Origin of the sequence: Methylophaga muralis (genome assembly GCF_001720165.1) — a bacterium.
In the GTDB taxonomy this organism is placed as follows: Bacteria; Pseudomonadota; Gammaproteobacteria; order Nitrosococcales; family Methylophagaceae; genus Methylophaga; species Methylophaga muralis.
This window is the reverse complement of record NZ_MCRI01000004.1, coordinates 117,189-129,082: the sequence shown is the minus strand read 5'-3', so window position 1 is coordinate 129,082 and position 11,894 is coordinate 117,189. Positions and strand designations below refer to the sequence as shown.

Sequence of the window (11,894 nt, the reverse complement as noted above, 5' to 3'; positions counted from 1 at the left end):
CCTATTTTCGGTGATCATTATTAGTATTTTCGGCAGTATTTTAACGATTTGGCAGGTGCGTCAGTCGGTTGAAAGAGAAGTGAATTCTTCTTTTAATATGGCCTTACAAATGATGGATTTAGGATTTAGCCATTTATCCCGCACCTCAATGACTGAATATGAATGGTTACAACAAGTCAGTGCCATTCAGCATACCCGACACTTACATATTAGTATTCTTAATGAAGCTGGCGAAGAAGTAGAGTGGTTTGCCGCTGAAAATACGGATGAAAAATTTCCACCCGATTGGTTTGTGCGTATTGTAAAAACGACTTATCCCTCTGCCAATTATGATGTTAGGCTCGCCGATGGAAGAGTGAAGCAACTTATCGTTCGTGCAGATCCGTTAGATGAAATTGCTGAGACATGGGAAGAATCTGTAGCCTATTTCTGGTCGGTAATGACCATGATTGGGGTCATTTTTCTAGCTATAAATATTGTGTTTAATTCAATGTTGCGAACTGTTCGCAGTATTGTTGTGGGGTTACGCAGGGTTGAGTCAGGACAATATGGACGTAAATTACCCCCTTTCAAAATAAGTGAATTTGACGCCATTGCGACTGAAATTAACCGTTTATCTGACGCATTGAAGGTAGCGAAAGATAATAATCAGGCGTTAGCCCGCCATACCATGCAGATCCAGGAATCGGAAAGACGCAATTTATCTCGCGAATTACATGATGAAATGGGGCAGTCACTTACTGCAGTAAAAGCCATGTCGACCGCTATTCGTCAACCAGGCGCAAATGTTACAAAAATCTCTGAATCCATTACAGAAATTTGCAACCATTTGGCCGGCGTTGTTCGTTCAATGATGCGAACCCTGCATCCATTAAGTCTGGCTGATCTAGGCTTAGGTGCGACATTATCTGATTTAGTAAGCGAATGGCGAAGACGCCACCCCGATTTAGTGATCAAGTTGGATTATGACGAACGTCTGGATAATGTCGCGCATGAACTGGCTATTCATGTTTATCGGATTGCGCAGGAATGTCTGACAAATGTAGTGCGTCATGCTAATGCATCTGAGGTAACATTAGTTATCAGACAGGAAGGCGAGCAGACTTCCCCTCGTGTAGTCATGCGGATCCGAGATAATGGGCAAGGTGGTGAATCATCAGGACATGGTTTCGGTGTGTTGGCGATGCGAGAACGAGTAGAAAATATGGGAGGCCGGTTCAGATTTGAATCTGAGGCGGGTAATGGCGTTTGTGTAAGCGCATGGATGCCAATCATTGAGAAACCAGAAAATGAATGAAAAAAAGATTAGTGTGTTATTGGTAGATGACCACCAAGTAGTTCGGGCGGGATTTAGAATGTTGCTGGACGCCCAACCGTTTATCGGTACTATTGTCGATGTCGATCGTGGTGAGTTAGCTTGTCATGAATATGACCGAAAGCGGCCCGATGTGGTGGTAATGGATTTATCTATGCCTGGTATTGGAGGCCTGGAAACCATTCGTCGTTTAAAAAAACAAGATCCACAAGCCACGGTTTTGGTCTATAGCATTCACGATGAGTCCATTTATGTAGAACGTGCTATTCAGGCGGGCGCAAGAGGTTATGTTACAAAGAACAGTGCGGCCGAGGTGCTGGCAGAAGCTGTTTTAGCGGTATCTCAGGGCAAAAGATATATAGAACAGGATATCCTGCCGAATATCGATGATTTCAGACATCCGTCGGATACCTTACATTACGGTCAAGTAGTAGAACTGTTGTCACCAAGAGAGTTTGATGTGTTTTGCCTGACAGCGAGAGGAATGACAGCGCATGAAGTGGCTGCCGAGTTGCACTTAGGCTATAAAACCGTCGCGAACTACAACACACAGATAAAAAATAAACTGAACGTTAACACCACTGCTGATCTGGCCAATATTGCTGTTGTGCTGGGTATTATCAAACATTAGAAATTGTTTTCAGTCTATTGATAGTTAAGAACTTAATTAGAAAATCAACAGACCTCTTGAATTATTTTAAGGCATCCCAATTTTGTCGATCAGAAGACATTGTTCGTCTTCGTGATGAAAAAGTTTTGGAGGTGTTTTATGGCTATTCAACGATACAGACCTTACAGTTTGCTTGATAACCTGCAACGTGAAATGTCGTCCTTATTTCAGGTACCGGCGACGGAAACCAACTTCAGTCAGGAAGATTGGACACCGGCTGTGGATATTCAGGAAAATGCAGAAAACTTTATTATTCATGCCGATTTACCGGGCGTTAAAGCCGCAGATATCGAAGTAACGGCAGAAAACGGCCTGCTGACAATTAAAGGCGTTCGCGACAGCAACAAGGTTGAAGAGAAAGATAATTACAAACGTATTGAACGTTTCAGTGGCAGCTTTATGCGTCGCTTTACCTTACCTGAAACCGCTGATGTCGAACAAATTAATGCGACATCACGTGATGGTGTATTGGAGCTGATAATCCCTAAAATGCCGCAGCTGCAACCCAAACGCATTGAAGTGAATGTTCAGTAAGAAACTGAAAAGGCTCTAAAAGTTAACTTTTAGAGCCTTTTATTTTTAGCTTTAATAATGTGCGGTTTTATTTAACCCGCATACCTGGGGTGGCACCTTCATCAGGGTTGAGGATAAACAAGTCCTTACCTCCAGGGCCTGCAGCCAGCACCATGCCTTCTGATAAACCGAAACGCATTTTACGTGGGGCCAGATTGGCGACCATCACGGTTAATTTACCAACCAGATCTTCAGGTGCATAAGCGGATTTGATGCCTGCAAATACCTGTTTTTCTGCCAGCCCGATATCCAGAGTGAGTTTCAGTAGCTTTTCAGCCCCTTCGACATGTTCGGCATTAACGATTTTGGCGATGCGTAAGTCAATTTTGGCAAAGTCATCAAACTGAATTTCTTCGGCAATCGGATCAATATTCTCAGTGTTCTTTGTCGGAGCAGGAGTCGCTGTCATATTCTCTTTTGACTCTTCAACAATAGCGTCGATTTTGTCTTGTTCAACACGCGTCATTAGCGGTTTAAATACTGAAATGGTGTGGCCCAGTAATGGTTTTTCAATATCTGCCCAATGTAACGAAGCAATATTCAGGAAAGCCTCAGCCTGTTCGGCCGTGCGAGGTAATACGGGCTTCAGATAGGCAATCAGCACTCTGAACAGATTGATGCCCATGCTGCAAACGGCTTGCACTTCTGCGTCTTTGCCTTCTTCTTTCGCCAGCACCCAGGGTTTTTGTTCATCAATATACTGATTGGCTTTATCTGCTAATGCCATGATTTCACGCATTGCCTGAGCAAACTCGCGATTGTCATAACGCTTGGCAATCGACTCAGATTGATCGGTGAATGATCTGAATAAGGCTTCATCAGCCAAAGCATCGCTTAATTTTCCTTCAAAACGTTTATTGATAAAACCGGCACAACGACTGGCAATATTCACCACCTTGCCAACCAGATCAGAATTAATACGATTCTGGAAATCTTCCAGACTCAGATCGATGTCTTCAATGGTGTTGTTGAGTTTGGCCGCAAAATAATAACGCAGATATTCCGGATTCAAATGATTCAGATAAGTGCGGGCTTTGATAAAAGTGCCACGCGACTTGGACATTTTTTTGCCATCAACCGTGAGAAAACCATGGGCATAAACACGATTCGGTAATCTGAAACCAGCGCCTTTCAGCATGGCTGGCCAGAACAGGGCGTGGAAATAGATAATATCCTTGCCGATAAAATGCACCATTTCCGTTGGACTGTCGGCACGCATAAATTCATTAAAATCCACACCACTGCGGTCGCAGTAATTTTTGAAACTGGCTAAATAGCCAATCGGTGCATCCATCCACACATAGAAAAACTTATTTGGTGCATCGGGAATTTCAAAACCAAAGTAGGGTGCATCACGTGAGATATCCCAGTCTTGCAAACCACTGTCAAACCATTCGCCAAGCTTGCGGCCAACTTCGGCCTGTAAATGATCACCTTGGGTCCATTCACGTAATAACGGTTCGAAATTACCCAGTTTGAAAAAATAATGTTCTGACTCTTTGGTGATCGGCGTCGCACCGGAAACCGCAGACACAGGATTTTTTAATTCAGTTGGATCGTAAGTCGCACCGCAGACTTCACAGTTATCACCATATTGATCAGCGGCACCGCATTTGGGACATTCACCGCGAATAAACCGGTCCGGCAGGAACATTTCTTTTTCCGGATCATAGGCCTGACTGATGGTGCGGCTTTCAATATGCCCGGCATCACGATTCGCCAGATAAATCTGGCTGGCCAGTTGGCGGTTCTCTTCGCTATGGGTACTGTGATAATTGTCAAAACCAATCGCAAACTCGGCAAAATCGGCCTGATGTTCTGTACTGACGTCGGCAATTAACTGTTCCGGGCTGATGCCCTCATTTTGTGCGCGCAACATGATCGGAGTGCCATGCGCATCATCGGCGCAAACATAATGACATTCGTGGCCGCGCATTTTTTGAAAACGCACCCAGATATCTGTCTGAATATATTCAACAAGATGTCCCAGATGGATAGATCCATTGGCATAGGGAAGTGCGCTGGTGACCAGAATTTTTCGTTGCATAAATAAACCGGAATTAAGCCGTTAGAAAACTGTCAAAGATAACAGATTAACTAGGGTCTGTTAACCTTTCATAGTCACCACTGTTGTGACTGAAAAGGCACCAATCAAGGCGCGAGGAGAGCAGTTTAGTCATTCTAAATAAACGACGAGCAACGAAGAGTGGTGCCTTTTCAGCCTCAACCCGAAGGGCTGGGACTATTTTTCCGTCCAACTGCGTTGTAAATGATTTATGTAGAACGACTACATAGCATCATTTCCGCCTTGCTGGACAAAAAAATAGCCTCCAGCAGTGGTGACTATGAAAGGTTAACAGACCCTCTCAGACTCTATTTTGAATAATGTGGCATGGTTGCGTTGAAAAGCCATGCCAATTGCTTTAGATTGAGGCTATATCTGCCGTGACGGCAATTCCTAGCAGTAAGAGAGCCTGATGGACCTGAATTTACATGACATACATGCCGAGTCAATTGAGCTGGCTCTGGATCGGGCGCGACAATATCGCTCATTGTTAGAGCCCGAAATCGCTGAAAGTATCTGTCTGGATATCCTTAATATCGAGCCGGAAAATCAGTCGGCATTAGTCGTTTACATTCTGGCTTTAACTGATCAGGTTAGTATTAGCGGCAGTCAGTCGCCGTTTCAGGACATTGAAGTAGCGATCGCAAAACTGAGCAGCGAATATAAACAGATTTACTACACCGGGATTGTGCTGGAACGGCGCGCCCGCTTTATGCTGACGCAACCGATGTCGCGGGCCTTTGCCTACGATTATTTTATTAAAGCGTTAGGATGTTATCAGCAGGCTGAGCAAATGCGACCTGATCATAATGATGAAGCTATTCTGCGTTGGAACAGCTGTGTGCGTACCATTCAGCGTGAAAAACTCGAACCGTTATCGGAGACCGATCAAATTGCAATGAGTCGGGAGAGCTGATGGCACTGCTGCAAGTTAAAAAACGCCTGATGGCGATGGCCGGTCTGGTGCTGTCCGCTTATCTGATTTTTCATATGCTCAGTAATCTGAGCTTTTTCAGCCCCGAGCAATATCAGGCGTTTTACGATTTCTATAACCAACCACTGATTCGCTGGCCGTTATGGATATTAGTGGCAGCGTCATTGATGTTTCACGTGATTGTGGCTGTGCAGATTCGATTGCATAACAGCAAGGCCAGAATTCATGCCTATCATCACCGGCAACATCATTTTATTCCCGCATGGCTGGTATCCATTGTTATCACGCTGATTCTGCTGTTTATTGTCTGGCATATGGCGCAAATGTGGTCGTTTGGCGGTGCTGATATATACGGGCAGACAGTCACCTTATTCAGCTCAGTCTGGCAATTAGCGATTTATCTGGGTGGCGTGCTGTTAATTGGACTGCATTTGCAGCATTCATTAACCAATGTGTTGCAAACCCTTGGCAAAACCTCAAAACAGTTTTATTGGATCAGCACTGCAATTGTCGTGTTATTGGTGGTGGGATTTGCCATCGTACCAATAGTGGCCTACTGGAAAGCATAAATGACTGACGAACAACCATTAGACAGCTTTTCCCCGAAAGGTCCGTTGGAACAACGCTGGACCCAGCATAAATACAATCTGCGAGTAGTCAGTCCGGCTAACAGAAAACGTTACCGGGTGATTGTGGTTGGTACGGGGCTGGCAGGTGCTTCTGCAGCGGCTTCACTGGCTGAGATGGGGTATCAGGTGAAAACCTTCTGCTATCAGGACAGTCCTCGCCGGGCACACAGTATTGCGGCTCAGGGCGGTATTAACGCCGCTAAAAACTATCATAATGATGGTGATAGTGTCTGGCGACTGTTTTACGACATGATTAAAGGCGGCGACTTTCGGGCCCGCGAATCCAATGTATTTCGTCTGGCGGAACTGAGTACGTCGATTATTGACCAGGCTGTAGCGCAAGGTGTGCCATTTGCCCGTGAATACAGTGGTTATCTGGCCAATCGATCGTTTGGCGGGGCGCAAGTATCCAGAACCTTTTATGCACGTGGTCAAACCGGTCAACAGTTATTACTTGGTGCCTATCAGGCGATGAGCCGGCAGGTTGCCGAAGGTCATATTGAGCATTTTTCACGCTGTGAAATGCAGGATCTGATCAAAATCGATGGCAAGGCCAAAGGGATCGTGGTCAGGGATTTACTGACCGGGGAATTAAGTTCCCATCTCGCGGACTGTGTGGTGCTTTGCACCGGTGGATATGGTAATGCCTTTTACTTGTCGACCAATGCGAAGGGCTGTAACACCTCGGCTATCTGGCGTGCTCACAAACACGGAGCATTATTTGCCAATCCCTGTTTTACGCAGATACATCCCACCTGCATTCCGCAGCATGGCGAGTTGCAATCCAAACTCACGTTAATGAGTGAATCATTGCGTAATGATGGTCGCATCTGGGCACCGAAAAATCCGGCCGATTGTGGGCGCGATCCACGAGATATTCTGGAACAGGATCGGGATTATTTTCTGGAGCGCATGTATCCGGCGTTTGGCAATCTGGTGCCACGTGATATTGCGTCACGGGCGGTCAAACATATTTGTGATGACGGACGTGGCGTTGGGCATGAAATCAATGGTCAGAAGCTGGGTGTGTATCTGGATTTTGCTGATGCTATCAAAGAGCAGGGCGCTGATGTTATAAACGAAAAATACGGCAATCTGTTTGATATGTATCAGCGGATTACTTCTGAAGATCCGACCCAACAGCCGATGCGGATTTATCCTGCGGTGCATTACACCATGGGTGGTTTATGGGTGGATTACAATCTGATGACCTCGGTAGATGGATTGTTTGCCGGCGGCGAAGCCAACTTTTCCGATCACGGTGCCAATCGACTGGGTGCCAGTGCATTAATGCAGGGCTTGGCTGATGGTTATTTTATTCTGCCAACCACCGTGTCTGATTATCTTGCCAGGCAAACGCCTTTGGAAGATAAAGACTATCCCGAAGTGCAGCAGGCTATGAACTATTCGCAATCGCGGCTCGATAGCCTGCTCAATGCGCCTGAGCCCAAACACACACCAGATCATTTTCACCGTCGGCTGGGCAAGATCTTATGGGATCACTGCGGCATGGCGCGTAATGAGTTTGCCTTAAAGCAGGCGATTGAGGATATTCAGCAACTACGTGAACAGTTCTGGCGAGAAATTAAAATCAGTGGTAACGATAAACAGCTCAATCAAACCCTGGAAAGAGCTGGCAGGGTTGCCGACTTTATGGAACTGGGTGAGTTAATGTGTATTGATGCCCTGAGCCGGGAAGAGTCCTGTGGCTGTCATGCTCGGGTAGAGCATCTGACCAGTAACGGTGAAGTACAACGGCGTGATAACGATTTCGGATTTGTTTCGGCCTGGCAATTTACCGGTGACGTTGTGCAGCCAAAACTGATCAAAGAGCCGTTACATTTTGATTTTGTCAGCCCTGGGATACGGAATTACCAATGAATTTTATTCTGCATATATGGCGTCAGGCCACTCCCCAAGACGACGGTTTTTTTGAAAAGCATGAGTTGGAAGTAGAACCCGAATCTTCTTTTCTGGAAATGCTTGATGCCTTGAATGAACGGCTTATCGGTCTTGGAAAAGAAGCGATTGTATTTGATCATGACTGTCGTGAAGGGATCTGTGGCAGTTGCAGTCTGGTGATTAATGGTGAACCGCATGGCCGACATCAGGCGACGACTACTTGCCAGCAATATATGCGTGACTATCATGATCAAAATGAATTATGGATTGAACCCTGGCGAGCTACAGCGTTTCCGGTGATAAAAGATTTGATGGTGGATCGCAGTGCTTTTGATCGAATCATTCAGGCGGGAGGGTACATCCCTGTCCGAACCGGCGCGGCACCCGAAGCCAATACTCAGCCAGTAGCCAAGCCGGTCGCAGACAAAGCGTTTGATGCGGCTACCTGCATTGGTTGTGGTGCCTGTGTAGCGGTATGTCCTAATGCCTCAGCTACTTTATTTATTGCGGCCAAAGTCAGTCATTTGAGCAGCCTGCCACAGGGACAGCTGGACACAAAACGTCCCGCCAAAATGTTAGCCCGTATGGAAGCTGAAGGCTTTGGCAGTTGCAGTAATTACCGGGAATGTGAACGGGTTTGCCCGAAACAGATAGGTACAGATACCATTAGCAAAATGAATAAATTGCTATATCAAGGTTAAATCTAACAATATTCATGTTTTAATAATCTCAAAACCTGTCGCTCAGGCAGTTTCTGTTGCCTTACTCTACAACGCATTTATCCCCTTTCGGAGTTTTTAGATGGTAGAAGATCTGATCAGCAAACTTGATTCGATGACGGAAAAACGTCGGGTAGTCTTGCTGTTTTCAGTCGCCGATGACGCGGTTGTGCAAGAGACTATTTTGCCGAAGCTACCGGAGCAGCAATGGGAGATACGACTTAACAATTTCCAGCTAGGGCAGCAATATCAATTTGATGATGATCAGTTAGTCATCAGCTATCTGAATGACGAAAGTTTACGTGAATTAATGCTCCAGGCGCGTGAACAGGAATGGACAATCGGTTTATTGCCACATCCTGAGATGAAGCATGCTCGTTATGGTTTTGGTATCGCAGCCAGTTTTGACGAGGCGCTTAGCGATATTATGGAAAACGATGCCTCACAGCTTGATTTAATGTTGTGTAATGAACAGCCAGTCTTTAATTCGGTCATCGTCGGGCAGACCTTTACGTTGGTGCCAGGGGAAGCGATGGTTGAACCGTTCTGGGCTCGGGTTCGACGTTTCTGGCGACTGATGCGTAGTCTGAAAGAAGTACGGTTTACGCCATTCACTATTACCACACAGAAAGAGAAAGTCATTGAAACAGCTGCTTTTGGTGTGGTTGCTGTTGAACACGGGCGAAGCTCAGTGTTATCACGTCGTTTTATGGCGGATTCCAATGCTAATGATGGCATGATGCATGCGCTGGTGTTGGCACCACGAAGTGTGTTCGAAATGTTACGTTTTCTGTTTGCTTCGCTGTTTATGCGCAATATATGGAGCCGAAATAACCCACCATTTGTTGGTTTTTTCAAAAGCAGCCGGTTAAAACTGGAAACCAATAAACCCATTCAATATAGCCATGACGAAATGGTTTCTGAAGCACAGCAGCTTGAGTTTAAAGTCGAGCGACGAACCATTCGTTTGATTCCGGGACGATTGTTGGCCTTAGCAGAGAGTGGCGGCGAGCAGAAAGAAATCGTTCGTACTCAGGCATTGCCATTAGGCAAGGCCCGAAATGAACTGATCAGTTATCCATTGCCATGGATGCATCATGCTGCACCGGAAGAATTTAAAGATCTGTTTATGTTGATGCGAGAGAGTGCCAAAGCGACTCCTGCGTACTTAACCTTGATGGTGCTTTCGACTTTACTGGCAGCCTTCGGACTCTTTGCTAACTCTATTCCGGTCGTGATTGGCGCGATGATTCTGGCACCACTTATGGGACCGATTATTTCCATGTCTCTTGGCACCTTGCGTCAGGATGAATCATTGATGCTGGAAAGTGGTAAAAGTATTGCCATAGGCACAGGACTCGCGCTGCTATGTGCAATGCTAATCGCCTGGTTTATTCCTCTGAATAACATTAATACTGAAATTGCAGCTCGTATCAGCCCCACATTATTGGATTTGGGTGTCGCCGTGGTATCGGGTATTGCCGGGGCTTATGCACATGCCCGAGCTGAAGTGGCAAAAAGTCTGGCAGGTGTGGCAATTGCGGTGGCGTTGGTACCACCATTAGCCGTTGCCGGCATTGGTCTCGGCTGGTTTGATTTGACCGTGTTCTTTGGCGCGTTTTTGTTATATCTGACCAACCTGGTTGGCATTATTTTGGCAGCGTTAATCACCTTTATGTTCCTGGGGTATAGCCCATTTCACCGGGCGAAACGCGGTTTGATGTTGACCTTGGTCATGGTCGCTATTTTGGCGGTACCCTTGGCGATTGGTTTTGATCGCATGGTGGCAGAAAACAATGTGCTACGTCAGTTAGACGGTCAGGAAATTGCCGGTGTGAAATTGGTGGATGTCCAGGTCCGGCCGCGCGATCCGTTGATTATCAGTCTTACCATGGTGTCAAAAACCGCGGTAGATGATGAGGTTATGGATAAAGTTAAAAAGGAAATAGAACGACGTTTGCAGCAGCCGGTTGTATTGGAAATTGCTGTCAGGGTGATTCGATAAAGAATAGCTCAGACTCAGAGAAACAGGGTCTGAGCGGTCAATTAATAAGGCTTGCGAAAACGTAAGGTCATCCGGTCACTTTCACCAATTGCCTGATATTTAGCTTTATCAGATTCATTTTCAACTCGTAGATTAGGCGGTAGTGTCCATACACCATTTGGATGATCAGCTGTGTCAGCAGGGTTGGCATTGATTTCAGATTTTTCTTCCAAAACAAAACCTGCTTTTTCTGCCAGCGAAATCACATATTCTTCGGTGAGATAGCCGCTTTTTTTCATTATGGCAATTGATGTGTCTGGTTTAGCCCGATGGTCGGTTACACCGAGAATACCACCGGATTTCAGTACGTCGAATATGGCTGAAAAAGCTTGATCAGCAAATTCTCCCTGTACCCAGTTATGTACATTTCTGAAAGTCAGCACGGCATCTACGCTGGCAGGTTCGGCAAACTGCCAGTTGGTTTCAGGACCAAACTCAGTAATCACTACTTCATCGTAAAGTTCAGGAGAAGCCTCAAGCCAGGCGTTATATTCCTGGCGAATGGTTTGCCGGTAGGCTGAGCTTGTGTCAGCCGCAAATCCCGCAGCAATTAACTCGCCATCACCTTGTTTTAACCAAGGCGCAAGGATTTCGGTGTACCAGCCGCGTCCGGGCCAGATTTCGACGATTCGCATATTTTCGGTCACACCGAAGAAATTCAACGTCTCAGCAGGATGACGATATGAATCACGCTGTTTATTGCTTTCGGCACGATGGGGACTTTCAATCGTAGTCTGTAACAAATCAGTTGCAAATGATGAATGGCTAAGTGGAAGCAGTGAAAAAAGCAAAATCTGGGAATAAATACGTGGTAAGGCCATAAAATTTTTCCTATTTAAACCAATGTTAATTCTGTATTAACTGACTGCATGATACGCTCAAGGTTGCCGGAAACTTTCAACGCCTTTGGTCGTAAATTTGTCTTCTGAGTACTTAGCAGGTAGTTTTAAAGGCTATACCCCAATGTAGCAGACTGAGATTCTATATCTGCCTGTCGCAAGTGTGCCCAGAAAAAAACTCATTGTGATGAAGATATTAAACAG

General features: G+C 45.8%; 10 protein-coding genes. 8 read left to right on the top strand and 2 right to left on the bottom strand.

What is annotated here, in order from left to right; translation table 11 throughout:
• From A9E74_RS03800 to A9E74_RS03790, 3 genes are all read left to right on the top strand, one after another.
• Window positions 1–1,297: ATP-binding protein (locus A9E74_RS03800; RefSeq protein ID WP_069295330.1), on the top strand; the 1,297-nt coding region annotated here is incomplete at its 5' end.
• A complete protein-coding gene (locus tag A9E74_RS03795) occupies window positions 1,290–1,946 on the top strand; it encodes a response regulator (RefSeq protein ID WP_069295318.1) in 657 nt (218 codons plus the stop codon). The genes A9E74_RS03800 and A9E74_RS03795, both read left to right, overlap by 8 nt.
• Before the next feature lie 138 nt (window positions 1,947–2,084).
• On the top strand, window positions 2,085–2,519 hold the full coding sequence (locus tag A9E74_RS03790; RefSeq protein WP_069295317.1) for an Hsp20/alpha crystallin family protein: 435 nt from the start codon (window positions 2,085–2,087) through the stop codon (window positions 2,517–2,519).
• 67 nt (window positions 2,520–2,586) lie between these two features.
• Here the strand turns inward: A9E74_RS03790 and metG are convergent, their stop codons facing one another.
• Window positions 2,587–4,605: a methionine--tRNA ligase gene (gene metG, locus A9E74_RS03785; RefSeq protein WP_069295316.1), complete on the bottom strand. Its 2,019-nt coding sequence runs from the start codon at window positions 4,603–4,605 to the stop codon at window positions 2,587–2,589.
• Between the two features lie 430 nt (window positions 4,606–5,035).
• On the opposite strand from metG, the gene A9E74_RS03780 reads away from it, so the two are divergent.
• The 5 genes from A9E74_RS03780 (at window position 5,036) to A9E74_RS03760 (ending at window position 10,812) form a co-directional block, all read left to right on the top strand.
• A complete protein-coding gene (locus tag A9E74_RS03780) occupies window positions 5,036–5,539 on the top strand; it encodes a hypothetical protein (protein ID WP_069295315.1) in 504 nt (167 codons plus the stop codon).
• Entirely contained in the window at window positions 5,539–6,126 is a 588-nt protein-coding gene (locus A9E74_RS03775; RefSeq protein ID WP_069295314.1) for a succinate dehydrogenase/fumarate reductase transmembrane subunit, read from the top strand. The genes A9E74_RS03780 and A9E74_RS03775 overlap by 1 nt, the downstream gene beginning before the upstream one ends.
• Window positions 6,127–8,067 carry a fumarate reductase/succinate dehydrogenase flavoprotein subunit gene (locus A9E74_RS03770; protein ID WP_069295313.1) on the top strand — a complete coding sequence of 647 codons (1,941 nt, stop codon included), beginning with the start codon at window positions 6,127–6,129 and terminating at the stop codon, window positions 8,065–8,067. It abuts the gene before it with no gap.
• Window positions 8,064–8,789, top strand: a complete 726-nt coding sequence (locus tag A9E74_RS03765; RefSeq protein WP_069295312.1) for a succinate dehydrogenase/fumarate reductase iron-sulfur subunit — start codon at window positions 8,064–8,066, stop codon at window positions 8,787–8,789. The genes A9E74_RS03770 and A9E74_RS03765 overlap by 4 nt, the downstream gene beginning before the upstream one ends.
• A gap of 100 nt (window positions 8,790–8,889) precedes the next feature.
• Entirely contained in the window at window positions 8,890–10,812 is a 1,923-nt protein-coding gene (locus tag A9E74_RS03760) for a TIGR00341 family protein (RefSeq protein ID WP_069295311.1), read from the top strand.
• A 41-nt stretch (window positions 10,813–10,853) separates the two neighbouring features.
• On the opposite strand, the gene A9E74_RS03755 is transcribed toward A9E74_RS03760, so the two are convergent.
• A complete protein-coding gene (locus A9E74_RS03755) occupies window positions 10,854–11,672 on the bottom strand; it encodes a class I SAM-dependent methyltransferase (RefSeq protein ID WP_069295310.1) in 819 nt (272 codons plus the stop codon).
• Between the last annotated feature and the right edge of the window lie 222 nt (window positions 11,673–11,894).